This window comes from Enterococcus sp. DIV0240d, assembly GCF_051711245.1.
Taxonomy (GTDB): Bacteria; Bacillota; Bacilli; order Lactobacillales; family Enterococcaceae; genus Enterococcus_D; species Enterococcus_D casseliflavus.
In genome coordinates, this window is record NZ_JBIOMG010000001.1 from 1995963 (window position 1) to 2021460 (window position 25498).

Here is a 25498-nt window from a genome sequence, read left to right on the forward strand (position 1 = left end):
AACACCTTCTTTCTTTTAGCATCCTTTGGATTATAGCATATGTTGCCTTGTTTTCCTAACTTTCTTTTGTAATCGATTGAGGATCGATCGTACTGATAGTATACGTTGCACTGCGGCGCTCATAGAAAAAGCGACTTTCTTTTTTTATTGCTGCGCACAAGAGATTCAAGTAAAAACCAAACTGGATCAACCCAAAAATAACTACCATCAACAAACTAACGACTAAAAGCAGCATATTATCCGACTCAAGAAACGGAGCGAAGAAGATATTGACCCGACTGATGCTGGCATAAATCAGATAAAACAAGCCATAGCGTTTCAATAACGCCCCCAAGCTGACACGCTCACGGCCTTCTTGCATGATTTTGATTCGTACGAGTTTTTTTCCAATCGTTTGTCCTTTGGCAAGGTAAGCCAACAACACAAAGTACAGCAACACTTCAAGAGCAAAGTACCAATAGTCCCCACTAAAGTCCCGTACCGTCTGTTGAGTGAGCAAACGAACAGCGATCACCACAAGGAAACTGATCACATTCAGTATTCCCCAGTCGATCAACCAAGCAAACACCCTTCGTGTCACAGTCACCCGAGTGCCTTTGGCGTAAGAATCGGCATCCATCTCTTCCCTTGATGGCAATAAGAACGTAAAAAGTGGGGCGATCGTCCAGCCCACAAGCCCTCCAACTGTATTGACAAAGAGATCATTGACATCGAATAAGCGATACGGACGAGGATAAATAAAATATAGGCCCGTCAACTGCGTTAATTCAAAAAACAACGTCAGGCAAAACGTAATAACGAGTGTTTTTAAAAAGGAACATTTGAAGTAATAACGCAAATAGACCCCAAATGGTAAGGTCAACAATAAATTAAAGAGTGGCTCAAGAAAGACCCCCTGCTTCATAGCGGGAAGATAGGTTTGCGGATCGTGAATGTTTAAGACGGTCTGTTGGACAAAATGTTGCCACGATGAACCTAACTGCAATTCCATCTTAGGACCAGTCATCTGTGCTACCTCTTCGATCGAGGGCAATGGTAGGATAACTAAGAAATAGGCGCACAATAAATAGAAGACAAATGAATACAGAACCAGTGCGCGTGACAAGATAAAACGACCGTATTTTCGATATTGGATAACAAAAAAAATCATTGATATCGCCAATGCTAGGAAAGGAAAAACCAGCAAGGCAACCTTTATTGGGGTAATATAAGCGGACATAAAGAACTCCTTCACGTTTTCTTTTTATCTTACACGCTATTTCCCAAAACGTAAATTTTGGAGTATCATAAAAGAAAAGGAGGTTAAAAAACCATGTTAAATCCCTATTTTGCCTTTGGCGTACCGGCATTCCTTTTGGTTTTATATGCAGCTTTTGCTCTTTTTCGCCGGTCTTCCGATATTCCCTATCTAGGCTTCGTCCTTTTCATCATTGCTGGTTTTCTGACAGGATTTAGTTTACAAGTCATTCAACAAGCCATCAATGAAGTGGAGAAAACATCTCTTGAACACGTGCAAGAAACCCACCTTTACTCGCCTTATTTATTAGCGATTCCATTGATTGTGGGCATTCTTTTACTGATTGTCAACTTGATTCGCGGCTATTTAAAAGTCAAAAACGTTCGTCTGCGGACAAAATAAAAACAACTTACCTAGAAATACGAATTGATCCTGCTCCTCTTGACGGGAAATGAGATCGCTTCGTATTTTTTTGGTAAGCTGCCTTGATTGCTAGACCCGTTCTAAAGATCCATCCGCCACTTTCGTAGTAAAACAGTTTATCAACTAAAAAAAGGTTTATTCGTCGGCTAGTTCTTCATCCAGGTCTGTCTCTGAGGTATCAGCAAAAGACTCTTTCACATCATCATTGACTTGCTCCAATAAATATTGCCAGTCACTATTCGACACAACCACCACATCGATATTCTTTTCTTCATCGATCAGCTCGAGATTTGAAACATCCTCTCCTAACTGCTGGAATAGGTCGATCAATGTTTGGTCTTGTAGCGTTACGTATTCAGTCCGTTTCATCCTTCTTCCCCCCATGAGTCAAAAAATTCATAAAACAAGATATCGAAACTAGTAAGATCGGTCATCTTTTGTAAAGTAGATAGATCTAAACGAATAAACGCTTTTTCCACTAATAAATAATGGTTTTCTTCCAGCGCTTCTTCGATAAATGGTAAAATCTCTTCTTCATCCCCTAATGTTTCACTAGAGATTTGGTCGATTTGATCAAACAAGCGATCATCTTGCAACAAAAAGAATTGATCGTCGTAAAGATAGACTGCGATTTGATATTGCCGGATGGGTAGCTCAGCCCGAATGACAAAAAAGCATTCCCCTGAATTGGAAATCGCTGGCAATAGTTCATTCGGTTGTAATGCCTGTTGGTAGTACATTTCCATCCCTCCTTTGTACTTATTATTATAAAGAACAATGGAGGAAAAAGGAAATAATCGAATTTCAGTTTAAAAAACTCTAAACAAAGTTAAACATCCCATTCTGCATAGAATTCTTCTAAAAAATCCTTCATGAAAGCCACACGTCGTTGGGCTTCTTTTTTGCCATACGCCGTGGTCATCTTTTCAGGAAGTAAAAATAGTTTCTCATAAAAATGATTGATCACCGTCGTCCCTTTTCGGTAATCTTCATGATTTTGAAACGTCTTTGGGGCTAAGTCACTGACATGGATCGGGTGTTGATGACTGCCACCAAAATAACTCGTCCGTAAAATACCGATCGCACCTAAAGCATCGAGACGATCTGCATCACGAACGACGCGGCCTTCTACTGAGACAACTTGCGCGCCTTGCAAAAGTTCTTTTGAAAAAGACAGATTCTCGATAATAGAAAAAATTTCTTTCGTTTGTGCTTCACTGGCTCCCGCTGTGGTCAAACAAGCTCGCACTTCATTAGACGCCGCTGTGACATCCGCCACAACTTTGTCATCCACCGTATCATGGAGATAGGCTGCCGCCTGTACGACAAAGCAATCAACTGCCAATTCGTCGGCATCAATGATGGCTTGACTTAACCCAGCCACTCGTTTGACATGATCAAACCCATGTCCTGTGTAATCATTCCCCAGAATACTTTCGGCATAAGCAATTACTTTGCTAAGATCGGCAACATTGTTTTCTTCCTTCATTTTTTTCCTTCTTTCGATATGAAAGCAGCTAGCCTTCTTTTTTCGATGGTGATTGATACAAAAGGAAAAGAAGTTCAACAAGACGAGCACCCCATGAAATAATTGGGGCGGTAACGTCTTGCGAAGCTTCTTTCCACTCGTTACTTTTAAGCGAAATCTTGCGTCTCGATGATTTTATAGACACTAAAATAGATCTTGCGTAAATAGTCTAATAGATATTGAGGATTCAATAATTCATCCGTTGCATCTAAAATCAATTCATTTGGTTTCTTGGATGCGCCATATTGATGAATATTTTCAGTCAGCCATTTACGAATCGGTGAATAATCATCCGAAGCCAACACTTCATCGACATTGATTTCTTTTTCCATAGCGTGGAGTAATTGCGCTGCATACATATATCCTAGAGCATAGGATGGGAAATACCCGAAGCTTGAACCAGACCAATGAACGTCTTGTAAGATCCCTTCCAGGTCATTTTCTGGACGAATCCCTAAATATTCCTCGTATTTGTCATTCCAGATTTTTGGCAGTTCATCGATCGATACGGTTTCGTTAAAGATCATTTTTTCGATCTCGTAACGAATAATGATATGGATGACATATGTCAGACTATCGGCTTCAATACGGATCAAGCTAGCTTTTGAATGCTTCAAGGAGTCATAGAAAGTGTCAAAAGACACATCATCGAACGTGCCTTCCGCACATTCTTGGAAAAATGGGTATTGCTTTGCCCAGAAATTGCGGTTGCTGCCGATAATGATTTCATTAAACAGCGATTGGGATTCGTGGATTCCCATGGACGCCCCTTCATGAACAGGCGTGCCTTCGTATTTCTCATCGATGTTTTGCTCGTACATCCCGTGACCAGCTTCATGAATCACACCGAACAGTCCCATCGAAAAGTCAGTTTCGCTCCAGCGTGTGGTCAACCGTACATCATTGTGGTTGATCCCCGTAGCAAATGGGTGGACCGTATTATCCAAACGGCCGCGAGAAAAGTCATAGCCTAAGTCGGCGATCACTTTTGAGATAAATTTACGTTGTTGCGCTTCGGTCATCTTACGTGAAAGGATCGAAGTATCTGGCGCTGTTCCTTTTTCAGCCAATTGACGACGAATATCCATGATACCGTCTCTCACTTGTGAGAATACGTTATCCAAGATCTCAACCGTCATATTCGGCTCGTATTGGTTTAACAAGACGTCATAGTTCGTCAGCTCATTTTTCTTCCAATAAGGAATCAATTCTTTCGTCAAGCGAATGTTTTCAGAAAGAGCGTCTTTAAATAAAGAAAAATCTTTTTCTTTACGGGCTTTGAGCCAAGCAGTATGTGCTTTTGACGTAGCTGCGGAAGCCGCCATCGCCAACTCATTGGGTACATCTTTTTGCAATTCATATTCTTCTTTGACTAATTGATACGCAGCTTTCCCTACTTCTGATAATTCATCTGGGTGTTTCCTGAAATAGCTGATCGCTTCTTGGATTGGTTCCCCCACTTTTTTATCAAAGTATAGACCATATAAATAGCTGTCAACTTCCGCACGGTAATCACTGGCTTTTTCTGGCATCCCTGTTTGATTATCCCAGCCTAAGATCCCCATTGCTTGTTGTAATAGATCGATTTCTTTTAATTCTTTCAGAAATTCTTGTTCTTTCATTCAGCAGACTCCTTTTTGCGTGGCGGACGTTGTCCCCAGTATTGGAAGAGATCGGTACGAATCGCACCGTTGTATAATTTGCGTTTTTTTGTCGCTTTTTCGCCGTAATGGGTCTCAAAAGTCAAGTCACTGGTCAAAAAGTACTTGCTCCAGGTTTTAAGCGGCCGAAACACTTGGCCCATTTCCTGATACAGTCGCTGAACGGACGCTTCTTCTCCTAAGCGTTCGCCATAAGGAGGGTTAGCCACAACGACACCATACTCTTTTTCTGTTTTAAAGTCTTTAACGGCTTGTTGTTTGAAGGTGATCGAGTCTCCTAGACCGATTTCTTCCGCATTTCTGCGGGCGATCTCAATCATTCGACCATTGATATCCGAACCGGTAATATCTAATTCGACATCATAATCTGCTGCTTCATCTGCTTCTTTCCGTACTTTTTCAAATACTTCTGCTGGGAACCAATCCCACGTTTCGCAAACAAATTCCCGATTAAAGCCAGGGGCGATATTGTGACCGATCAACGCTGCTTCAATACACAACGTGCCTGATCCACAAACAGGATCGACAAACGGCTTGTCTTTGTACCAATTTGTCAGCATCACTAAAGCCGCAGCCATGTTTTCTTTCAGCGGCGCGCCTCCTTTTTCTAAACGATAGCCACGTTTAAACAAACTTGGGCCAGTCGTATCCAATGTGATCATCGCATGGTCTTTCAATAAAGCGACTTCTAATTGGAAAAAAGCGCCCGTTTCAGTCAGCGGCACACTTGCTGGACGATGGTATACTTCTCTTAAACGATTGACGATTGCTTTTTTGGTAATTGCTTGACAATCAGGTACACTATACAATTTTGATTTGATTGATTTTCCAGCTACTGGAAATTCAGCGTCTAAAGGTAAAAAGTCTTCCCACGGTAACGCTTTAACTTCTTCAAACAGCTGATCGAAAGTCAATACGTCAAATTCCCCGACGACGATTTTGATACGGTCCGCTGTACGGAGCCACAAGTTCGCGGTAGCAATGGTCTCCATCGTCCCTTTAAAACGCGCTCGGCCGTTTTCAACCTCACACTCGATCCCTAAATCCCGTAATTCTTTGCCCACTAGTGCTTCTAAACCGCTCGCAGCGGTGGCAATACAATTAAATGTTTTTTCAGTCATAACGCTCTCCTTCTTGGTATAAAAAAACCTTCCGTTGCTGGAAGGATTCCCTGATAGGTTGTGATTTTCTATAAGCCATGTTTTGTCCGTATTTTCCTCAGGGAGAAGAAAACACTGGGTAATTATCTATCTGCAATTACTTGCCTTCTTGCTCCGTTCATTTCCGTGCAAAAAGTGCCCCTACCATTGTTTGGGTTGCTCGCTCGAGGGGTTTACCGCGTTCCACCAAGACGGTTTCCCGCCTTGCTTCGTCACTGTGGCACTTTCAAGGATACTTTGGCATAGCTTACACCTTAGCCATTTTTCCTGCCGTTACTTTCTCAAGTACCCTAGCTTATGGTTTCGCTAGGCACGAACACTACAAGCATCTCAGCTTGTGCGAGCATGGACTTTCCTCAGCATAATCGAGTTATGCCGCAATTACCCGAAAACCACAACTATCTTTTCTACATTAGATTAGAATTGACGGGTTTTTTCGTTGTCATCTTCAAAATCAGCATTTGTATAGTTGCTGTTGTAGGAAGAAGAACGAGTGACAGGTTCTGATTCACGATCAAGCTTTTTGCCAAACACTTCTTTTTCAAGATTAGACAAACGTTTCAAAATATCAAAGTTTGTAACGGTTTGGCTTTTCGGCGCTTCTTGTTGAACACGAGATGCGATCGCTTGGTTTTTCGACAATTGATCGATTTTCGCTGTCAGACGGTCATTTTCTTCTTGCAGGGCTAAGATCTCTTTATTGTAGCTTTCGTAGTCTTTAATGATATTATCTAAAAACTCGTCCACTTCAACTGGATCATACCCGCGCATTTTTGTTTTGAATTCTTGTTGCAGAATATCTTTTGGACTATAAATTAAATTTGCCATTATTTACACCTCATTGTTTATTCCAAATGGTTTTCACTTTCTAGACCATTCTATCAAAAAATATACGAAAATCAAAGTAAATTACTATCAAATATTGCGTTTTGTAGGTCATCCATTGTTATTTGATGAATAAAGTAGGGATTTTGCTCACTATAAGCTTTGGCATCTCTTAAGAAATAATTAGGTTTTCCTGGAAATTCGTCATCATATAACACAAGTGCGCCTTCGGTATGCTCCAGTAAAAATGCCGTGTGATTTCTTAATTGACTGGGGTCTTGGTAAGGCTTATGGCTGGTGGAATTGACATAATCGGCAAATGACTTCGCTGTTTGCAGTGCCTGCTGATTTGTTTCGTTCCAATTTTCACCAAACCCTTCAAAAGGAAAAATAATTCCTAGTTTCAGTTCTGGGTATGTTTGTTTTAATTGTTCAACGGCTTCGGCACACCACAGCTCCGCGCCAAGATTCCCGCTGATCAAGAGCCATTCTAACCCTTCTTCGACATAATTGGTCAAAGTCGACATTATTACTTTCTTAATAACTGCAATCTTGGGATCTTTTGCTTGAAATACACCTAATTCATAATTACGATAGCCAGTAAAGTATAAGGTTTTCATTGTTTCTCTGGTCATCTCTTTTCTTTCCAAACGACTTTTTGGTATAATGTTGCCTAGGAGTGTGAACAACATGGTTATTCGTTACCCGAATGGACAATCTACTACCTATGATGACGGCAAAAAACAAAAAATGCAAGAGAAACTAATAAAGCCAAAAACGTATGCCAATCGTGGGATGCGTTTTGAAGAAGCGATCAATGAAAGCAACCTTTATTATTTGAATCGGAAACTTGCTGTCATTCATAAGAAACCGACACCAATTCAAATCGTGAAAGTAGATTATCCAAGAAGAAGCGCCGCCGTAATCAAAGAAGCCTATTTCCGTGAGGCATCCACCACTGATTACAATGGGGTTTATCAAGGGCAATATATCGACTTTGAAGCGAAAGAGACTCAAAACAAAACGTCATTTCCCTTTAAAAATTTTCATCCACACCAAATCAAGCATATGGAAGACTGTTTGGAACAAGCGGGTTTATGTTTCGTTCTTTTATGGTTTTCTAGTCTACAACGCTGCTTTTTTCTCGATAGCAAGTGCTTAATTTCTCAATGGCACCTGCAAAAAGAAACGGGGAAAAAATCAATGACACTGGCCTATATTGAAACGAATGGGATTGAAATCATCCCTTCAATTGCGCCGCGTATTCCCTATTTAAAAGCAGTTGATCAATTTTTAACGATGAAGGAGAATGATTAGTATGGCAAATGGATCACAATCGAGGACCTCTCGGCATTATTCTAAAAAAGGTACAGCTAAAAAAGCACCAAAGCCTCCTAAGGCAAAAGGCAAACGAAGCATTGGGAGTATTCTTTTAAAAGTATTTATGGGGCTGTTTTTCTTGGGCTGTATCGGGATTCTATCCGGGATGGGGCTATTCTGGTGGTATGCCAAAGATGCGCCTGCACTTGATGAAACACGTTTGGATTCAACGGTTTCTTCTCGTTTCTATGCGTCAAATGGCGAATTGATCACTGAATTCGGTAGTGAAACCAGAGAAAAAATTACAGCAAGTGAGATTCCTCAACTGCTGGAAGACGCGATCGTCTCTGTCGAAGATCGCCGCTTCTACCAGCATATCGGAGTCGATCCGATTCGGATCGTCGGTTCCGCATTATCCAATGCCACAACCGGCGGTATGCAAGGCGGAAGTACGTTGACACAGCAATTGATCAAGCTGTCCTTCTTTTCTACCAGCGCTGAAGACCAAACACTACGTCGAAAAGCACAAGAAGCATGGATGGCGGTTCGTCTTGAACAAATGAAATCAAAACAAGAGATCCTCACTTACTACATCAATAAAGTATATATGTCCAATGGTGTATATGGGATGCAAACGGCCGCAATGAAGTTTTACGGCAAGCCGTTAGCTGAACTAGACCTTGCGCAAACCGCTTTGATTGCCGGTTTACCAAATGCCCCTTCAGCTTTTGACCCATTTGCGCATCCTGATAATGCGAAAAGTCGGCGAGATGTTGTTTTAGGTGCGATGCTGGAAAATGAAAAAATCACGCAAGCGGAATATGATGCGGCCGTTGCCGAGGATATTCAAGAAGGCTTGCAAGACAATCCCCGTGAAAACCAAGAGTGGAAATACTTTGACAACTACTTTAACGAAGTGATCGCTGAAGTCAAAGAAAAAACTGGGAAAGATGTGTATACTGACGGCTTAGATATTTATACTAATGTCGATATCGATGCACAAAAACGATTATATGACATCGTCAACAGTGACGACTACGTTGATTACCCAGATGACAAGATGCAAGTTGCCGCTACCTTAGTTGATGTTAACACAGGCAAGGTGACCGCTCAGATCGGTGCCCGTAATGTTGATGATGTTCTAGCAAATAACCTGGCTGTCAATGTCGCACGAGACTTTGGTTCGACCGTCAAACCAATCACAGACTACGGCCCTGCCTTTCAATTTCTACAAGATTCCACGGGTAGAATGATTTTAGATGAACCTTACACATATAAAGGGACGAATATTCCTGTTTACAACTGGGATCGCCAATATATGGGCAATATCACCTTGCGGACCGCTCTAGCAGAGTCTAGAAATGTGCCGGCAGTGAAGCTGTTTGATGAAGTCGGCGCGGACAATATCGCAGACTTTCTCAGTGGTTTAGGAATCGAATATGATACGATCACCCAATCCAATGCGATTTCCAGCAATACGGATAAATTGGATGGCACAAAGTATGGGATCTCCAGTCTGAAAATGGCCGCTGCTTACGCTGCGTTTTCAAATGGTGGCACCTATTATGAACCACAGTACGTCAATAAAATCGTCATGCAAGATGGCACAGAAGACGAAGAATCCTTTAAAGTTTCTGGTCAAGAAGCAATGGATGATACGACAGCTTACATGGTGACCGATATCTTGAAAGATGTTATTTCTGTCGGAACTGGAACCAACGCGCAAATCGATGGTTTGTACCAAGCAGGGAAAACGGGAACGTCCAACTACACCGATGACCAGTTAGCACAACTGGATACATCGAATGGCGCCTACCCTGATATTACCTTTGCCGGCTATACTCCCTCCTACTCATTGGCGGTTTGGACAGGCTACAACGACAAAATGACACCGATCACTGATAGTAGTACCCATGTGGCTTCAGATGTCTATCGTGAATTGATGCGCTATGTTTCTGCTTCTGTAGAAAACACGGACTGGACAATGCCTGACGGATTGACACGGATCGGAAGAGAGCTTTATCTTGAAGGGACGTACACCCAACCAAGCTATTCAGCACCAAGTTCGTCCAGCAGCAGTTCCTACGTTGAACCAACGACACCTTCTACAGAAAGTAGCGAATCAACACCATCAAGTACAACAGAATCATCAAGCGAAGTAACACCACCAGTGACAACACCTGATGAGGATGATTCATCATCGGTCGTTACGCCTCCTACTTCTAGTCAGGATCCCGGTTCAACAACACCTTCCAGCAGTGAGGATAATCCTTCCTCACCACCGGACCCGCCGGAACCAAACGATGGTAGTGTCGAATAATGGAGAATCGCAAAAAAACAGTAGATCAAAATCTGATCTACTGTTTTTTTGCGATTCCTGCCATATAAATGTAGAAGCTTACTTTTCAAGCTCTTCAAACAGCAATTTTTTATCGGAAAGCTGATGAACTTGATTATGCAGATCGTCAAACAAGTGAATCACATTTTCTTTCGTCTCGTTCACTTCAAAAAGAATCTCTTTGGCACGATCATGAATCCCATCGATCCGCATTTCTGTTGTACGGATCATTCGTTCAGATTCGATTTTCGCTTCCTGAATTGTGCGATTCGCTTTTCTTCTAGCAAAGACTAAGACCTCACTGATTTCTGTTTGGAACTGCTCGTTTTCGATTTGTAGGGCTGCATTTTCTTCCCTTAATGCTTCGATTGTCGCCTGAAGCTCTGCGACTTCTTCATTTGATTCGCTAGCTGATACATTTGCAGCAAGCTCTTCTTTTTCTGCCAATTGCTGTTTCAAATCAGCAATTACCTCTTGCAGCTGCTGGATTTCTTGCCGCTTCAAGGTCCATTCAGCGCGTTCCTTTTCGTAAGTTTGTTTCTCTTGTTGCTCTTTTTCTTGCTGAACAGCTAACTTGGATTCTAATTGCTGGATTTTTACTTCAAGTTTTTCTGTATCTACTTTCACTTGAAGTGAGCAGTGCATCGCCAACGACAAAGTACTCATCTTCTTTGAGGTACCCCCGAATCGGCAACGCCTCAACGGCTTCATCCTTCACAGTGATCATAAATGAAAAATCAAAGTCAGTATCCTCCGCCCCAATCAACAACCGCTCCTGTGTACGAACGAAGGAATCCCCCGGCACACCAATCACTCTCTTGATCAAAAATTTTCCTTCCTGTTCGAAAGCGATCAGCTGATAGCGATTTGGCTGGTGCTTTTTATGAATCAGCACAACTTGTCGATCCTCGATCGTCGGCAGCATGGACGTTCCTCTGACTAACGCCAGTCGATACGGCTGAAGAAACGCAATAAGCAAAAGGACCATCAAAAAGATACCGCTGATAGGAAGACCTATTTGTCTATGCCTTTTACTCATATTGCCAGCCCTCCATCCTTATTTTGGCATAATATATGAAACACTTGATGAGTGCGCCAATTCATTGCTGATCACGCGATAAGAGATTGTGGTTCCACCATAGACATTTCCTTCTGAAACCAAAATACCATTTGGACCAACGGCTTCAACAAAAGCGACATGACCATAACGAGGATCAGATCCAGCTGTTCCAGGTGCAAAAGAGATCATACTACCTGCTTTAGGCGTTTGACTGACGTTGTAACCTAAACGTCGTCCAGTATTGCCCCATTGACCACCATTTCCCATGTAGTCATCTACTTGACCGCCTAATTGACTCACGCGATTGAACACATACCAAGTACATTGTCCAACAGGATACGAACCAGAAAGATTGTAGTCACGACCGTTGTATTCTGGAAATGTCATGAGGGAGCGATACTCTTCTGGAATTTGTTCTTTTCCTTGGATAAACAAGCCTGTTTCTGTTGCGATCACTTGGTCATATTGCGTCAATCCATAGACCGCAATCAGTGAATTGATTTTTTTACTATAATTAACATCGGTCGCATAAGTGCCCGTCAAAGCATGCTATCCTCAGACATTTCAAAGTGGGCGCCGCTAGCGTACATACTGATTGCGGGGGAGTTGGCTCGAGCATTCAAATGAAGCTCTGATCGATTACCGATATCGATCCGACCATTTTGAATGTAAATATTTGCCCCATAGGCTTCTCCTCCTGTGCCAGCTGTTCGCAAGGTCATTTTCACATCATCGCCAATAATCATTCGACCCGTTGCATAGTACAAATAAATATTTCCCGCATTAATCGTTGACATGTCAACTACTGCGTTATCGAGAACTTCTAATTGGGTTATTTCCATATTTACCTGATTCGTTGCGTTGATCGTTTGTACTCGTCCTGATCGGGACGTATACGTCGGTGATTGATGCGATGTTACCTCGCCAGACATAACGACAGGTGTTGCGTGCGAGTGAATCAATTGATTTCCCGCATTGGTCAAATTATGGTAGCGCATTCTGGATAGATTCTGTTGTGGAATGCTCATATTCGTAAAATTCATGAAGCCATAATAGTTGCCATGAACGATATCGATATTTTGGTACGTGATGTCCCACGGCGTTGCACTATTGACGGTACTATCATAAAATCCGACAGCAACAGCTCTAAAGTCGATTTGATACCCATTGCCTTCGATCACAAGCGTTCTTGAAATTCCAGAAGCATTGGTCCAAATATAGGCTAATCCATTTGTAGGGTTGGAAGTTGCACTTCCCGCAGCCACTCCAGAAACTCCTTGAGTAGGATTATCCGAAGATTCAAAGTCATTTACGATATTGATATAATTTACATCTTTGTTCACGATTGCCGCCATAAATTCTTGCCAGTTGGAAACATCCCGGTGACTGATTTCGTTTAACGGTGTGACCGGTTCTGTCAATTGGGCAATCGCTTCTGCTTGATCAGCTTCTGTGTCTTGCTGATTCTCGTTTAGGTTCGCGTCATTGGAAGGTTGCGTGGTTCGTTCCCCTTCCTGCGGCGTCTCTGATGGTGAGACTTCTGTCTCGATCGTTTCATTATCTGCATCATCATCCGAGTCCTCTTCCTCGTCATCTTCTGCCTGTACTTCGATCGTTAGTTCCGCTTCACCTATAACCAGTTGATAATCGCCTATTTTATTAAAGACGATAGGAATCTCGAACTCCATTAGCTCTTCATCAAAGGTAAGCGTCCATTCCTGTTCTTCTTCAGACAGCTTTTTACTCTTCACTTCTGCAGCAAATTCTTCTTCCGCGATCGCTGCTTCTTTCGCTACAACCAGCGTAATCTCATCTAACGGTTGGCTTGATACGACGAAAACATCGATCGGTTGATCCACGACACCTTCAATCATACTAACTGGAAACTGAAAAAAAGGGGTATGGATGTCAAATTCTTTTGTTTGGATCGGTTGTGTTGCTTTATCAAGCAAGGACATGTTATGCGTTTCGTCCAATGGTTCAATCGTGTGATCGATGGCGTGGATTTCTGGCAATAGTAAACTGCTCAGACTTGGAAAAAAAGTTTGCACACTTAGCAATCCAATAATGATCGCAATTATTACCTTGTGTGGGGTATTCTTCATTTCAACTTTTCCCACCTTCCTTTGCATTTTTTTTCTGACGAACAATTAGGATGATCGCAAGCAATAGAAACAAGCTGATTAGACCAGCCGTGGCGATCATCCACCAATTGAGTGACGTATCTACAGTGACATCGAGTTCATTTAAGCGGCGAGCATCTTCTGCCTCTACGTTAAATGTCTGTTCCCAAGACCACTCTTCCTCTCCTGACCGCGCAGTAAGATTCAATACATACTCCCCATTACGAAAACGATCGCCATTCAAGGGAATTGGGAAATGCATATGTGAATTAGGAGCCATTTGCATCGCTGATTGACTTGTTTCATATAAAATTGTCTCACTGCCAACAGATCGAATTTCAGCTGTTACTTCCAATTGATTGACAAATGTTGAAGTATAATTTTGGATAACAGCACTAAATACGTTTCGGTAGTTTACTTGATCGGCAAAAACATCAAGCAGTTCCAATCCCGGATCCGTTGCGGACCGATTGTTGCTTACTACCACACCAATGACATAGGAAAATGCATTCCGAATACCTAATCCTTGTTCAGCAGATTGTGTTTGCTCCTCTTCCGAAATAACCTCTTTGATTCGAATGTCACCTGCCAAAACCCCTTTAAATTCCTCTTCTGGCATCGTAATCGGTAAAGAAATGATTCGTTTTTCTAATGGATCGAACGATACGGTTTCAGGCACCTCTACCAGTTCATCAATTGATGCAGGTAAAGTCGGATCAGGGGATTCTGCATCCCTACCATATTCCACAACACCATTCACATTCGTAAATGCCGTATGGGCAGAAATTTCTATTTCGATCGCTTGATCAGAACCATTTCCGATCTCTAAAGCCAATTCATCACGTTCTCCTGCCCCAAGATTTAAATCGAAATACCCCAATGCCCCTCCTTCCAGCTGACTTTCCGGTAAGATAGGCGTCACATAGAAGTTTAATTCTGATTCTGTCTGAGCATAGCTCAATCTTGGTGAAAAAAAGAATGATAATAGGATGACCGCACAGGTAACCGTTTTTATCCATTTCATTCTCATACGTTGTTCAGTCAAAAGTGGTTCTCCTTCCAAAAAAGGCAGGAATAATTTACTATTCCCGCCAGTTGTTTCTTGTTGCAAGCTATGATCCTTCTTACGGATTTACTGTTTCGCCGCCACTATCAACAGAAGCAGTTAGCGTCCATGTCATTTCCGCAGTATAGTTAGTTGCTAGCTGCGTGGTAGAACCTGGTACAAATAGTTGAATATCATCATTTCTGATAATTTCGCCTTCTTGTTTATTAAGATTTTGTTCCGTCAATTTTTCTTGATCTCCCCAGTAAATCGATGAAGCGCCCGCGCCTTGACCGACCGAAGCACGCATGACAGGAATGTCTTGATCGTTGACATCTAGGATCAACGCATTTTGTTCTTCATTATTGATAACGGCACTTGGCTGTAAGTCTGGATCACCCTCGCCTTTGTTGAACACGATCTCAGGGTTTGCCAACTTGATTTTTGCCCCAGTCAAGACATCCCCTGATTCAGAAGTAAAATCAGTTAGACTAACATTTAATGTCCAACCAGCATGCGTTCCTCGGGTATCTTGCACTTGGGCAAACGATACATACGGTGTCGTACCTGATTGATCAGCCAAATTACGCTCATCAGCAACGATTGAATACCAACGATCACTGGTAGAAATAGCATTCTGACCAAAATCGAATGTTTGTGGTGCATAAGCAATGGTAAATGGACCCGTTTGTCCTGGCGGTGTTGGTTCGATCGTTTCTACTTCTGGGTGCACGACTGGCGGTTGTACCACTGTTAGATCGCTTCCGTCTGAGGTAAACCCTACAACGTTATCGGTAGTCGTTTCTAATGAAGATTGGGCAAAGGCTTGAACGCCTCCTGCTAGTAAAGTGGTGGATAATACAGCGACCGTAGCTAAACGAATCTTTTTCATTTCTAGTTCCTTCTTTCTTTTTATTCAGTACAAAACCAAGTTATTGAACCGTTTCTCCGTCCGGTCCAGCTGTTGCAGCCAATGTCCAAGTAAGGGTTGCTTCATAAAGAGCAGCGTCTTTCGCTGTTGATCCAGGAACAAGTAACTCGATTCCAGCATTTTCAACAACCTCTGCGCCTGCTTCCACTTGTCGATTGATTTCTTCCTGATCGCCCCAAACGACTGACGATACACCAGCACCTTTTGTTTGAGCAGCGGTCAGAACCGAACGCTCACTATTTGTAGCATCTAAAATCAATCCATCCGCATGAATTTGTGGTTCATTTTCTTGGTTGCTTCCGTTATATTCCAATTTTGGCGAATTAAAACGAATTCTTGCTCCAGTCAGTTCATTATTTTGTGTTCCTGATTCAAAAGCACTTAAGGAAACTTTTAAATCCCACCCAGCATTTGTCCCACGCGTATCTTGGACTTGGGCAAAAGAAACATAAGGAACTCTTTCTTCACTATCTTCCGCATCTTTTAGCTTGTGTAATTCAGCCACTAGCTTATATTCTTGATCGGTATTAGAAATCACTTGCTCACCGAAATTAAGCGTAGGTGCGTAAGCAATCGTCAATGGTCCCGTTTGTCCTTCCGGGCCGACTGGATCGATCTCTACATCTGGACCATTAGGACCAGGATTTGGTGGTTGAACCACTGTCGCTTCGCTATCGTTTGGTACAAAGAGAACTTTCCCTTCTGTATCATGGTTTGTTACACTTTCAGTAGCCAAGGCTTGCGCGCTAATAGTAAATAAAGTTGCAGCTAAAACAGCTGCCGATGCAAATTTTACGAATTTCAAATTCATCCCTGCTTTCAAATTATTTGTCTTTTCTTTTTAACCATCATAAATTTTGATCGATGTTTGGTATATTGCACATACAATACAACCAGTACGAGCAGTAATCCAAGTAAGATTACGCCGTAAGTTCTTGTCTCGTTGGTCTTTGGTAAAATACCACCTGGTTTTGCTACCTCGTTTGGTGGCGAGATATTCTCTGTAGGGCCTGCTGGCGGTGCTGGTTCGGGTTGCCCAATAGGCTCATAAACACCGGTAAAAAGCACAGAGCTTTCTGTTTCAACCGACTGCACTTCCTGAGCATTCACCGCTGCCGTAGAAATAGTTATCCCATAAAAAAGAGTGCAAAACAGAACCATACGAACTAATTTCCATACCTTTTCTCCTTTCATTCTCCCTCCTCCTCTATACTTGCCACATCTTATAAGTGATCTTTTCAAAACTGCGTTTGTCTAAGACCCGTTAACAAAAAATGATTTTGAGATCGTTACAGAATCATTTGAACTGTGCAACGCTTTTTCTGTCATTCGTAAAATAGCAGAGAAAGACTTATAACCTTTGACAAAGTTCACTATACTGATGATTTTCACAGATTTGAAATACTATTTTTCACCAATAGGTGAATTTTCTTATAAATTTTACGTTTTATTGACTAAATATAAGCAGTTTTATAAAAAGAAAGGATGAAAATTGTGCGAAAAAAACCCATCATACTAAGCTTACAAATAGTTTCAAAAAAAAGGCGTATCGGAAGGTTCATTTCGCATCGAGCATCACCCCTCACACGATCTCTTTGTGAAAAAACACCTGATTTTGAGTGGTGTAATCAAAAAAATTCGGTAAGCTTCTGTTTTTCCAGTTGCTTGAAAGGGCTTTAATAAAGGGTATTAAGTTAATTACCTGTTTTTTTTATCAATTTGTGCAAAAAAAAACGCTAAGCGATTTCGCTTAGCGTCTTGATCCTAGTTACTTTTGGTTTATGTTCACCATTAAATGGTTTTCTTCCCCTTCATCCGAAGTTTTCCTTCTTGGCACATTGTCAACAATGGACAAACCTCACACTTAGGTGCCCGTGCTGTGCAATGATAACGACCAAAGAAAATTAACGTGTGATGCGTTTTGACCCACAACGTATCTGGAATCTTTTTCATCAATGTTTGTTCGACTTCTAATACGTTGGCGTCTAGTTTACAGATGCGCAGCCTTTTTGATACCCGTTCGACATGCGTATCGACAGCGATTGCTGGAATGCCAAATGCATCTCCAAGAACGACGTTCGCTGTTTTTCTGCCGACACCTGGCAAAGAAATTAAGTCTTCTCTGGTTTGAGGCACTTCGCCTCCAAAACGCAGCAACAATTCAGAGGCACAAGCTTTGATATTTTTCGCTTTGTTTCGATAGAGGCCAATCGATTTGATTTTTTCAATAATGTCTTCTAACGGCGCCTCGCTGAGAGCCTGCGGCGTTGGATATGCTTCAAAAAGTGCCGGTGTCACTTTATTAACTGACACGTCTGTTGCCTGTGCGCTTAGAATGACAGCAATCAGCAATTCAAAGGCATTTTTTGACACTAGTTCTCCATGTGCTTCAGGAAACATCTCATACATTATTTCTATCGCAGTCATTGTTTTTTCTTTACTGATCATTGGACGAATTAAACTCCTTGTATCTTACTCTCCTTCTAACCAATTATGCATAGGGATTTTGGGCATTGGGCCATCTTCTTGTGGCGTGGTTTCATTTTGAAGAAACTGTTTTTTTCTTCTTTTTTGCTCTTCTTCTACTTGCGCTTTTGAGGTAATATTCTTGCGTTCCCACGAAAGCAAAATACGATCGATATAGTTTAAACTATACGCTTGATTCAAGACCGCTTCTCGCAAAGCAAACTGGACCAGCTCGGGATCATAGTGGTCCTCATCCAACCACTGCCCGATCCGTTGGTATTCGATCGCCGATAAGGGGCGACCAAATTCTCCTTCAAATAAGCGATACAACTCGCGTATCTTCTCTTCATTTGTTTCAGCGACTTCTTTTTTGGATTGCTGCTGCAAAAGAAACTCGAGCCGTTCATAAATGCCAGTGAAATCATAATAATCAACCATTTTTCCTGCGTCGTCTTTTTTAGAACCCATTCGCAGCACATCTTTTTTCAGCAATTGATTCAACCAATGATAGATCTCTTTTTGGTCGCTGCCCATCACCGAGGCGATCTCACGTAAATCTGGAAAATCATTGCCTTGCTCATGGCTGCGATACAGTTGCAGCCATAACAAAAATTCATCATTCGTCAAACCAAGATGATGGTAATTCTCTAAAAGCAAATTTGAAATCGTCGTTTGCCCTTTTGCCAAATATTCCTTTAACGAAACCATACTACATCCTCTTCTCCTTGGCTCACTTGAAACATTAAGATTCTTCCTATCAGGATCGAATCAATAAAAAGGGGACGACGCAAATGCGGACGTCCCACGATTCTTTGTTGGTTACGCTTTTTCTTTGACTGCTGCGATGATCTCAACTTCAACCAAAACATCTTTTGGTAAGCGAGCAACTTCGACAGCAGAACGTGCAGGTAACGCTTCATTGAACAATGTGCTATACGTATTATTGAAAGGAACGAAATCATTCATATTTTTTAAAAAACATGTCGTCTTAACGATGTCATCTGGCGTAAGTTCCGCCGCTTCAAGAATCGCGTTGATATTTTTCAATACTTGCTGAGTCTGTACTTCAATCGTCGTACCGACAACTTCCCCCGAAACAGGATCTAATGGCACTTGACCAGAAGCAAACAAAAAGCCGTTTGCGATTTTTGCTTGAACATAAGGACCGATTGCTTGTGGTGCTTGATCTGTAGAAATTATCTTCATTTTGTTTCCTCCTCTTTCACTTGGCATTCAGGACATAGACCATAAACTTCTAGTCGATGGTTATTTATTTGATACCCAGTTAATTTCGAAGCCGCCATTTCGACATCTTCCAATCCTGGATAGTAAAAATCAGCGATCTTTCCACACTTTTGGCAGATAGCATGATAATGAGGCTCCGTTGTAAAATCAAAACGACTGGAGGCATCTCCATAATTCATTTCTTTTACAAAGCCAATTTCTGTGAACAAACGTAAGTTATTGTATACCGTTGCGACACTTATACCAGGAAAATGAACTTCGATCGCCCGATAAATCTCTTCAGCGGTCGGATGGGCATCATGACTGGCTAAAAATTCTAATATCGCTACTCGCTGCGGTGTAATACGAATATTTTCATGTTTTAATCGTTTGATCGCTTCATCGTAGATCGTACTCACAGGAGTTCCTCCATTTCTCTTATCTTACCTATCATACTATGTAAAACCTAAAAATTCAAACAGCTTTCCTTGTTTTTTTCAAAGGAATAGCGCATTTTCCCAGCCCGTCTTCCCTCAGTTTTTCGAGAAAGAAAAGCAGACAAACGAATGCCTGCTTTCTCCCTCTTTGCTAGTCTTCAAACTGATACAGTGCCGTAGACAAATAGCGTTCACCATTATCTGGTACGATCGCTAAGACTTTTTTGCCTTTTCCTAAGTCCTTAGCAACCTCTAATGCCGCTTTGATCGCTGCACCAGAAGAAATCCCTACTAAGATTCCTTCTTTCATCCCAACTTGACGCGCAGTTTCCATGGCATCTTCACTAGCGATGGCAATCACCTGATCATAAATCTCAGTGTCTAGTACTTTAGGAACAAATCCCGTGCCGATCCCTTGGATCTTATGGGGACCAGGTTTGCCACCTCCTAAAATAGCTGATTCTGCAGGCTCAACGCCCACGATCTTCAAATTAGGATAGACGCGTTTCAACTCCTTCCCCGCACCAGTGATCGTGCCACCTGTGCCGATCCCAACAACAAAAGCGTCTAACCCTTTAGATTCAAACGCATCCTCAATTTCTTTCCCTGTCGTTTTTTCATGGACTTCTGGATTGGCTGGGTTTTCAAATTGTAATGGCATATAATAGCCGTCTTGTTCTGCTAATTCTTTTGCTTTATTGATAGAACCAGTGATTCCTTCAGACCCAGGGGTCAAAATCAACTCTGCGCCATAAGCTTGAACAATTTTACGTCTTTCAATACTCATGGTTTCTGGCATAACCAGCACGACACGATAGCCTTTTGCCGTACCGATCATGGCTAAGCCGATCCCAGTATTCCCAGAAGTTGGTTCGATGATGGTATCACCAGCTTTTAACAAGCCATTTTTTTCTGCTTTTTCAATCATGGCTAAAGCAATTCTGTCCTTGACACTTCCCCCAGGATTGAAGAACTCTAATTTCAGATACACATCCGCAGAACCTTCTTCTACGATGTGATTTAATTTGACGATTGGCGTATGCCCAACTAACTCATTGACCGATTGATAGATTTTTGTCATTGAAAATCCCTCCCGTTCTTATTCTTCCATTCTACCTAAAATAACCCCGAGTTGCGAATAAAAAGTAAGCAATTTCAATTTTTTTCTTATTTTTTTATATTTGTTTGTATTCACTTTCTTGATTTTGTTTTTCCATTACAAAAAAACCTTAAGAATGATGCCATTTAGAGCAATCATTCTTAAGGCGGTATCAGATAATTAAACGATTAATTCTTGGCCAACAACAATGACCTCACTAGATAAGCCATTTGTTGCCATTAGAGCGTCGACCGTTGTGCCAAATTTATTGGCGATATCCCAAAGTGTATCGCCTGAAGCAACGTGATAGCTCTGCGCTGTAGATCCGCTGTTTACCTGAGTCGTCGTTGTAGTTTGCGTAGTACTCGTGCTAGTCGTGCTCGTTGTACTTGTCCATGCGGTACTTTGCGTTGTCCCAGTATCAAAGCGTGTGAGCTGATACGTTTCAATTAACCAGTTCAGTTTTTGTGCATACCCTGGATCGGTAGCATAGCGCCCCGTCAAGTAATTCGTTGCATCATAAAATGAGGTTGTTTGGCTTTTCCAAACACCACTGTAATGAGCAGTTCCTGTCGCGAAACTCGTGCTGCGCAAGACATTCGCATGATCCTGAAACGATTCCCAGTAAGAGTTATATTGACGAAACGGTTCATTCATCTCTACCCACTGACCATTCAAATACTCTTGTGTAGGCATATAGACACTTTGTCCGTTGTAACTGCCTTTGACCCCAAACAAATTGTAATAGGGTGCATTGGATAACGCGGAAGAACCATAGCCGCTTTCCAAAATCGCTTGAGCAATCATCACAGAAGCATAGAGATCATTGTTGGCAGCAACATCTTGTGCTGACCAGCCAATTTGCTCGATAAAACCTGAAATGTCCTGCGTCGCATATTGATTCTCAGCAGCTTGTACCTGTTGAGGAACGAAAGTGACCGTCATTGGCGCTAACATCATTCCTGCCCCCATCAAAGAGACCACCGCCTTTTTAGTAGGTCTTTTTATCGTCTTCTTTGGTTGATGATGTCTTTCACTTCTTGTTTGATAACTTCCCATTTTTTTCCTCCAGTAACTGTACGTTTTTTCAAATAAATCAATACAGCTATTATACGGAAAAACATCTAACAGTGCAAACAATGATCACTTCGCAAACAACAAAAGACTTTTAAAAAACTGTATGGGTATCCCGCTTGGTTTGCTAACTACTGATAAGTTTTTTTAAAAACTGTTAGATTGCTATTTTATCGATTCCCTCTTACTATTCACAAGTGCTTGTGCCTTGCGGTACAACCATTTTTGGGAAATCTTAGCCACTATTACTTTAAATAAGTCACTCTAACACGTTTAAAGTGGCAAGAATCCAGACAAAAAACACGCTCGAAAATCGAAAAGATTCTCGAACGTGCTATTTTTGATTGATTGTCGATCAATTAATCGATTGATTTGAAAGTATTCACGACATTCTCAACACTAAAGCCGAATTCCGCTAAGACTTTGTCACCAGGTGCCGATGCACCGAAATGATCGATCGCGATCACTTTTCCATGGCAACCGGTGTAACGTTCCCAACCAAATGGGGAAGCCGCTTCGATCGCTACCCGTTTCTTCACTGCTTTTGGCAAGACGCTTTCTTTGTATTCTGAGCTTTGTGCTTCAAACAAATCAAAGCTTGGTAAGGAGACCACCGATACATCGATGCCTTCTTCTGCCAATTTAGCTTGTGCTTGAACCGCAAGATTCACTTCAGAACCTGTGGCGATCAAAATCCCCGCTGGTGTTTCACCAGCTTGTTTTGAAATCACGTAGCCACCTTTTGCGACATTTTCATCCGCACCGGTTTGCGTGCCTTCGATCACTGGTAGATTTTGTCGGCTTAAGACTAAGACCGTTGGTTTATCCGTTGTTGTCATAGCCAATTTCCAGGCAGCACGGGTTTCATTGCCGTCTGCTGGACGAATCACTTGGACATTTGGCATGCAACGGACGCTAGCTAATTGCTCGATTGGCTCATGCGTCGGTCCATCTTCTCCCACCGCCACGGAGTCATGCGTCAAGACATAGATTACAGGTGCATGCTGGATTGCAGACAAACGCACCGCTGGACGCAAGTAATCAACGAAGACGAAGAAGGTTCCGCCATAGATTCGCGTACCGCCATGCAATTGGATTCCGTTCATCGCTGCCGCCATCGCAAATTCTCGGACGCCAAACCAAATGTTGCGGCCTTCGTATTGGCCAGGTTCAAAGTCTTTTTCTGCTGCCACCATCGTATTGTTGGATCCAGAAAGGTCAGCCGATCCACCCCAGAGACTAGGGACGGCTTGGGATAAGGCTTGGATCATCTCTTTGCTGGATACTCGACTAGCTTGTGAGCTGCCAACTTCGTAGCTTGGTAATGCTGCATCCCAATCTGCTGGCAATTCACCCGCAAAGGCTTGTTTGAATTGCGCAGCAAGTTCTGGGTAGGCTGCTTCATAGGCACGGAAGGTTTCGTTCCAAGCTGCTTCAGCTTTTTGCCCTTCATCGATCATGGTTTCTTTGAAGCGCGCGGCAACTTCTTCAGGTACTGTAAATTCTGGGTATTCCCAACCATAAATCGCTTTGGCTGCAGAAATGCCTTCGGCACCGATCGGCGCACCATGAACGGCAGAGGTGCCTTGATTTGGCGCACCGTATCCGATCACAGTCTTGATTTCGATCAAAGTTGGTTTGTCGCTTTCAGCTTTTGCTTCGTCGATCGCTTTCGAGATCGCTTCTAAATCATTGCCGTCTTCAACGAGAATGTGTTGCCAGCCATACGCTTCAAAACGCGCACCGACATTTTCTGTAAAGGCTTTTGAAGTTGGGCCATCTAGGGAGATGTCATTTGAATCGTACAAGACGATCAGTTTGTCTAATTTCATGTGACCAGCCATGGATGCAGCTTCTTGCGAAACACCTTCCATCAAGTCGCCATCGCCACATAAAGCGTAGGTATAGTGATCAATTACTTGATACTTGTCGCGATTGTAGGTTGCAGCCAAGTGGGCTTCGGCCATCGCCATACCGACTGCCATGGCGATCCCTTGTCCTAAAGGTCCAGTGGTTGCTTCCACGCCGTCTGTGTGATCGACTTCTGGATGTCCTGGCGTGCGGCTATCCCATTGACGGAAGTTTTTTAGATCCTCAATGGTCACATCGTAACCAGACACGTGCAACAAGCTGTACAATAACGCCGAACCGTGCCCAGCAGACAAAACAAAGCGGTCACGATCCACCCAGTTGCGAGAAGTCGTTGGATTGACTTTCAAGTGTTTCGTCCACAAGGCATAGGCCATGGGTGCTGCCCCCATCGGTAATCCTGGATGTCCTGAATTGGCTTTTTGTACGGCTTCGATACTTAATGTACGAAGGGTGTTCACTCCTAATTGATCGATTTTATCAAACAATGGTAGTTCCTCCTAATTTAGGTTTTTTTTACCTTTATTACATCTTTCATTATACGTGATTCAGAAGCTTATTTCAATAGCAATGAAAAGGAATTCACAATTATCTGCCGTGGAGACCTTTTTTCTTTTGAATCTCTTTTAACTTCTCTGGTGTTACATCAGCACCTTCAGGGTCAACGATTTTCATTCCTTCGATATGGTGTCGCATCCCTCCACGAAAGGCGGTTAAATACTCTTCACGCAGAACTTTTTGTTCGTGGGTCTCAGCCTCAGTCAATCCTTCTGTTTTTTTCTTGTTGGCAAGTTCATTGATTCGAGCTAATTTTTCTTGAGATAGCATAGTTGTTCCTCCTTTTCCCTCTTGATTTTACTACAAACTAGCGAGCAAAAACAATAGCACAAAAAGCGAACATTTGTTTGAATAATCGATATAGCTATGGTACACTAAGGTTATCAAATGAAAGAAGGTGTCAGTTTTGGCAAAACGAACAGAAAATCGACAAATCGAAATTCTTAAGTTCATTCATACACGTGTCACTGAAAAAGGCTATCCGCCGACTGTTCGCGAAATTGGCGAAGCCGTTCAGTTATCTTCTACCTCAACTGTTCATGGCCATTTGTCCCGACTTGAAAAAAAAGGGCTGATCTTACGAGATCCTACAAAACCCAGAGCCATTGAATTAACTGCTTCCGGTCTTGAAAAAATCGATGTTCAACCAGCATCCATTCCGATGCTTGGTGTCGTAACTGCTGGAGAACCGATTTTAGCCGTGGAAGATGCATCCGATTTCTTTCCGATTCCGCCAGATTTAGCGAATAGCACAGGAAGTTTATTCATGTTGACGATCCGAGGAGAAAGTATGATCAATGCTGGCATTCTCGACGGTGATCAAGTAATCGTTCGTAAACAACAAAGTGCTCAAAATGGCGATATCGTGATTGCTATGACAGATGAAGACGAAGCTACGTGCAAACGATTCTATAAAGAAAAGAATTACATTCGTTTACAACCAGAAAATGATTATTTAGAACCAATCATTTTGCCTGACGTAACGATTTTAGGATTGGTTGTTGGATTGTATCGCCATCTGCTTTGATGCTCAACGAGCTGACTAGGAAATCTTCGTTTTTACGAAGATTTTTTTTCTTTCCTCTTTACAAAGCGAACAAGCATTCGTATAATAAGTATA

Annotated in this window: 27 protein-coding genes, 1 other RNA gene and 1 pseudogene; 4 read left to right on the plus strand and 25 right to left on the minus strand. The window is 42.2% G+C overall.

Going from position 1 to position 25498, the window contains the following annotated elements:
* Positions 1 to 55 precede the first annotated feature (55 nt).
* Positions 56 to 1219, minus strand: a complete 1164-nt coding sequence (locus tag IGJ25_RS09360; RefSeq protein ID WP_225000864.1) for a VanZ family protein — start codon at positions 1217 to 1219, stop codon at positions 56 to 58.
* A gap of 93 nt (positions 1220 to 1312) precedes the next feature.
* Between IGJ25_RS09360 and IGJ25_RS09365 the strand changes: the two genes are divergently transcribed.
* Positions 1313 to 1639 (plus strand): hypothetical protein, encoded by a 327-nt coding sequence (locus IGJ25_RS09365; RefSeq protein ID WP_010748384.1) that lies wholly within the window; start codon positions 1313 to 1315, stop codon positions 1637 to 1639.
* 156 nt (positions 1640 to 1795) lie between these two features.
* Here IGJ25_RS09365 and IGJ25_RS09370 read toward each other — a convergent pair whose 3' ends face one another.
* The 8 genes from IGJ25_RS09370 to IGJ25_RS09405 all read right to left on the minus strand — a co-directional run bounded on the left by IGJ25_RS09370 (position 1796) and on the right by IGJ25_RS09405 (position 7454).
* Positions 1796 to 2029 carry a hypothetical protein gene (locus tag IGJ25_RS09370; protein WP_010748385.1) on the minus strand — a complete coding sequence of 78 codons (234 nt, stop codon included), beginning with the start codon at positions 2027 to 2029 and terminating at the stop codon, positions 1796 to 1798.
* Positions 2026 to 2406, minus strand: coding sequence for a hypothetical protein (locus IGJ25_RS09375; protein WP_005226138.1), 381 nt, complete (start codon positions 2404 to 2406; stop codon positions 2026 to 2028). The genes IGJ25_RS09370 and IGJ25_RS09375 overlap by 4 nt, the downstream gene beginning before the upstream one ends.
* Positions 2407 to 2489: 83 nt before the next feature.
* Positions 2490 to 3149, minus strand: a complete 660-nt coding sequence (locus IGJ25_RS09380) for an HD domain-containing protein (protein WP_010748387.1) — start codon at positions 3147 to 3149, stop codon at positions 2490 to 2492.
* A 146-nt stretch (positions 3150 to 3295) separates the two neighbouring features.
* A complete protein-coding gene (locus IGJ25_RS09385; RefSeq protein WP_438779257.1) occupies positions 3296 to 4810 on the minus strand; it encodes a carboxypeptidase M32 in 1515 nt (504 codons plus the stop codon).
* Entirely contained in the window at positions 4807 to 5970 is a 1164-nt protein-coding gene (locus IGJ25_RS09390; protein WP_010748389.1) for a THUMP domain-containing class I SAM-dependent RNA methyltransferase, read from the minus strand. Before IGJ25_RS09390 ends, IGJ25_RS09385 begins: the two co-directional genes overlap by 4 nt.
* Before the next feature lie 66 nt (positions 5971 to 6036).
* Positions 6037 to 6402: RNase P RNA component class B (gene rnpB, locus IGJ25_RS09395), an RNA gene on the minus strand.
* 24 nt (positions 6403 to 6426) lie between these two features.
* Positions 6427 to 6837 carry a cell division regulator GpsB gene (gpsB, locus tag IGJ25_RS09400; RefSeq protein WP_005226142.1) on the minus strand — a complete coding sequence of 137 codons (411 nt, stop codon included), beginning with the start codon at positions 6835 to 6837 and terminating at the stop codon, positions 6427 to 6429.
* A gap of 71 nt (positions 6838 to 6908) precedes the next feature.
* Complete coding sequence (locus IGJ25_RS09405) at positions 6909 to 7454, minus strand: DUF1273 domain-containing protein (protein WP_010748390.1); 546 nt, start codon at positions 7452 to 7454, stop codon at positions 6909 to 6911.
* A 70-nt stretch (positions 7455 to 7524) separates the two neighbouring features.
* Here IGJ25_RS09405 and recU point away from each other — a divergent pair, with 70 nt between their 5' ends.
* The gene (recU, locus tag IGJ25_RS09410) at positions 7525 to 8151 is read left to right on the plus strand and encodes a Holliday junction resolvase RecU (RefSeq protein ID WP_010748391.1); all 627 of its coding nucleotides are present in this window, start codon (positions 7525 to 7527) and stop codon (positions 8149 to 8151) included.
* 1 nt (position 8152) lies between these two features.
* Positions 8153 to 10474, plus strand: coding sequence for a PBP1A family penicillin-binding protein (locus IGJ25_RS09415; RefSeq protein WP_438779258.1), 2322 nt, complete (start codon positions 8153 to 8155; stop codon positions 10472 to 10474).
* Between the two features lie 78 nt (positions 10475 to 10552).
* On the opposite strand, the gene IGJ25_RS09420 is transcribed toward IGJ25_RS09415, so the two are convergent.
* The 16 genes and pseudogenes from IGJ25_RS09420 to IGJ25_RS09495 all read right to left on the minus strand — a co-directional run bounded on the left by IGJ25_RS09420 (position 10553) and on the right by IGJ25_RS09495 (position 24648).
* Complete coding sequence (locus tag IGJ25_RS09420; RefSeq protein WP_225000867.1) at positions 10553 to 11158, minus strand: hypothetical protein; 606 nt, start codon at positions 11156 to 11158, stop codon at positions 10553 to 10555.
* Complete coding sequence (lepB, locus tag IGJ25_RS09425) at positions 11094 to 11531, minus strand: signal peptidase I (protein WP_010748394.1); 438 nt, start codon at positions 11529 to 11531, stop codon at positions 11094 to 11096. Before lepB ends, IGJ25_RS09420 begins: the two co-directional genes overlap by 65 nt.
* A gap of 18 nt (positions 11532 to 11549) precedes the next feature.
* Positions 11550 to 12098, minus strand: a pseudogene (locus IGJ25_RS09430) (CHAP domain-containing protein); the annotation flags it as partial.
* The gene (locus IGJ25_RS09435) at positions 12092 to 13684 is read right to left on the minus strand and encodes a pectate lyase-like adhesive domain-containing protein (protein ID WP_438779259.1); all 1593 of its coding nucleotides are present in this window, start codon (positions 13682 to 13684) and stop codon (positions 12092 to 12094) included. The gene IGJ25_RS09435 and the pseudogene IGJ25_RS09430, both read right to left, overlap by 7 nt.
* Positions 13659 to 14786: a DUF916 and DUF3324 domain-containing protein gene (locus tag IGJ25_RS09440; RefSeq protein WP_438779260.1), complete on the minus strand. Its 1128-nt coding sequence runs from the start codon at positions 14784 to 14786 to the stop codon at positions 13659 to 13661. Before IGJ25_RS09440 ends, IGJ25_RS09435 begins: the two co-directional genes overlap by 26 nt.
* A gap of 13 nt (positions 14787 to 14799) precedes the next feature.
* Complete coding sequence (locus tag IGJ25_RS09445; RefSeq protein WP_010748398.1) at positions 14800 to 15612, minus strand: WxL domain-containing protein; 813 nt, start codon at positions 15610 to 15612, stop codon at positions 14800 to 14802.
* Positions 15613 to 15652: 40 nt separating this feature from the next.
* A complete protein-coding gene (locus IGJ25_RS09450; RefSeq protein WP_010748399.1) occupies positions 15653 to 16456 on the minus strand; it encodes a WxL domain-containing protein in 804 nt (267 codons plus the stop codon).
* A gap of 14 nt (positions 16457 to 16470) precedes the next feature.
* Positions 16471 to 16845 (minus strand): LPXTG cell wall anchor domain-containing protein, encoded by a 375-nt coding sequence (locus tag IGJ25_RS09455; RefSeq protein WP_010748400.1) that lies wholly within the window; start codon positions 16843 to 16845, stop codon positions 16471 to 16473.
* Between the two features lie 597 nt (positions 16846 to 17442).
* Positions 17443 to 18099, minus strand: a complete 657-nt coding sequence (nth, locus tag IGJ25_RS09460) for an endonuclease III (RefSeq protein WP_005226155.1) — start codon at positions 18097 to 18099, stop codon at positions 17443 to 17445.
* Positions 18100 to 18123: 24 nt separating this feature from the next.
* Positions 18124 to 18825 (minus strand): DnaD domain protein, encoded by a 702-nt coding sequence (locus IGJ25_RS09465; RefSeq protein WP_010748401.1) that lies wholly within the window; start codon positions 18823 to 18825, stop codon positions 18124 to 18126.
* Positions 18826 to 18936: 111 nt separating this feature from the next.
* On the minus strand, positions 18937 to 19323 hold the full coding sequence (locus IGJ25_RS09470) for a RidA family protein (protein WP_015509753.1): 387 nt from the start codon (positions 19321 to 19323) through the stop codon (positions 18937 to 18939).
* Positions 19320 to 19760, minus strand: a complete 441-nt coding sequence (locus IGJ25_RS09475) for a Fur family transcriptional regulator (RefSeq protein WP_005226158.1) — start codon at positions 19758 to 19760, stop codon at positions 19320 to 19322. The genes IGJ25_RS09470 and IGJ25_RS09475 overlap by 4 nt, the downstream gene beginning before the upstream one ends.
* Positions 19761 to 19929: 169 nt before the next feature.
* Positions 19930 to 20859, minus strand: coding sequence for a cysteine synthase A (gene cysK, locus IGJ25_RS09480; protein WP_438779261.1), 930 nt, complete (start codon positions 20857 to 20859; stop codon positions 19930 to 19932).
* Between the two features lie 198 nt (positions 20860 to 21057).
* Positions 21058 to 21936, minus strand: coding sequence for a glucosaminidase domain-containing protein (locus IGJ25_RS09485; protein WP_016609285.1), 879 nt, complete (start codon positions 21934 to 21936; stop codon positions 21058 to 21060).
* A gap of 374 nt (positions 21937 to 22310) precedes the next feature.
* Positions 22311 to 24308, minus strand: coding sequence for a transketolase (gene tkt, locus IGJ25_RS09490; protein WP_016609281.1), 1998 nt, complete (start codon positions 24306 to 24308; stop codon positions 22311 to 22313).
* Positions 24309 to 24408: 100 nt separating this feature from the next.
* Positions 24409 to 24648 (minus strand): DUF896 family protein, encoded by a 240-nt coding sequence (locus IGJ25_RS09495; protein ID WP_005226164.1) that lies wholly within the window; start codon positions 24646 to 24648, stop codon positions 24409 to 24411.
* 136 nt (positions 24649 to 24784) lie between these two features.
* Here IGJ25_RS09495 and lexA point away from each other — a divergent pair, with 136 nt between their 5' ends.
* On the plus strand, positions 24785 to 25405 hold the full coding sequence (gene lexA, locus IGJ25_RS09500) for a transcriptional repressor LexA (RefSeq protein WP_005226165.1): 621 nt from the start codon (positions 24785 to 24787) through the stop codon (positions 25403 to 25405).
* The last annotated feature ends 93 nt before the right edge of the window (positions 25406 to 25498 follow it).

What these genes read in the sequence shown, in the direction of transcription:
- IGJ25_RS09360 (WP_225000864.1), bottom strand. Translation starts at nt 1,219, where the DNA reads ATGTCCGCTTATATTACCCCAATAAAGGTTGCCTTGCTGGTTTTTCCT.
- IGJ25_RS09365 (WP_010748384.1), top strand. Translation starts at nt 1,313, where the DNA reads ATGTTAAATCCCTATTTTGCCTTTGGCGTACCGGCATTCCTTTTGGTT.
- IGJ25_RS09370 (WP_010748385.1), bottom strand. Translation starts at nt 2,029, where the DNA reads ATGAAACGGACTGAATACGTAACGCTACAAGACCAAACATTGATCGAC.
- IGJ25_RS09375 (WP_005226138.1), bottom strand. Translation starts at nt 2,406, where the DNA reads ATGGAAATGTACTACCAACAGGCATTACAACCGAATGAACTATTGCCA.
- IGJ25_RS09380 (WP_010748387.1), bottom strand. Translation starts at nt 3,149, where the DNA reads ATGAAGGAAGAAAACAATGTTGCCGATCTTAGCAAAGTAATTGCTTAT.
- IGJ25_RS09385 (WP_438779257.1), bottom strand. Translation starts at nt 4,810, where the DNA reads ATGAAAGAACAAGAATTTCTGAAAGAATTAAAAGAAATCGATCTATTA.
- IGJ25_RS09390 (WP_010748389.1), bottom strand. Translation starts at nt 5,970, where the DNA reads ATGACTGAAAAAACATTTAATTGTATTGCCACCGCTGCGAGCGGTTTA.
- gpsB (WP_005226142.1), bottom strand. Translation starts at nt 6,837, where the DNA reads ATGGCAAATTTAATTTATAGTCCAAAAGATATTCTGCAACAAGAATTC.
- IGJ25_RS09405 (WP_010748390.1), bottom strand. Translation starts at nt 7,454, where the DNA reads ATGAAAACCTTATACTTTACTGGCTATCGTAATTATGAATTAGGTGTA.
- recU (WP_010748391.1), top strand. Translation starts at nt 7,525, where the DNA reads ATGGTTATTCGTTACCCGAATGGACAATCTACTACCTATGATGACGGC.
- IGJ25_RS09415 (WP_438779258.1), top strand. Translation starts at nt 8,153, where the DNA reads ATGGCAAATGGATCACAATCGAGGACCTCTCGGCATTATTCTAAAAAA.
- IGJ25_RS09420 (WP_225000867.1), bottom strand. Translation starts at nt 11,158, where the DNA reads ATGAGTACTTTGTCGTTGGCGATGCACTGCTCACTTCAAGTGAAAGTA.
- lepB (WP_010748394.1), bottom strand. Translation starts at nt 11,531, where the DNA reads ATGAGTAAAAGGCATAGACAAATAGGTCTTCCTATCAGCGGTATCTTT.
- IGJ25_RS09435 (WP_438779259.1), bottom strand. Translation starts at nt 13,684, where the DNA reads ATGCAAAGGAAGGTGGGAAAAGTTGAAATGAAGAATACCCCACACAAG.
- IGJ25_RS09445 (WP_010748398.1), bottom strand. Translation starts at nt 15,612, where the DNA reads ATGAAAAAGATTCGTTTAGCTACGGTCGCTGTATTATCCACCACTTTA.
- IGJ25_RS09455 (WP_010748400.1), bottom strand. Translation starts at nt 16,845, where the DNA reads ATGAAAGGAGAAAAGGTATGGAAATTAGTTCGTATGGTTCTGTTTTGC.
- nth (WP_005226155.1), bottom strand. Translation starts at nt 18,099, where the DNA reads ATGATCAGTAAAGAAAAAACAATGACTGCGATAGAAATAATGTATGAG.
- IGJ25_RS09465 (WP_010748401.1), bottom strand. Translation starts at nt 18,825, where the DNA reads ATGGTTTCGTTAAAGGAATATTTGGCAAAAGGGCAAACGACGATTTCA.
- IGJ25_RS09470 (WP_015509753.1), bottom strand. Translation starts at nt 19,323, where the DNA reads ATGAAGATAATTTCTACAGATCAAGCACCACAAGCAATCGGTCCTTAT.
- cysK (WP_438779261.1), bottom strand. Translation starts at nt 20,859, where the DNA reads ATGACAAAAATCTATCAATCGGTCAATGAGTTAGTTGGGCATACGCCA.
- IGJ25_RS09485 (WP_016609285.1), bottom strand. Translation starts at nt 21,936, where the DNA reads ATGGGAAGTTATCAAACAAGAAGTGAAAGACATCATCAACCAAAGAAG.
- IGJ25_RS09495 (WP_005226164.1), bottom strand. Translation starts at nt 24,648, where the DNA reads ATGCTATCTCAAGAAAAATTAGCTCGAATCAATGAACTTGCCAACAAG.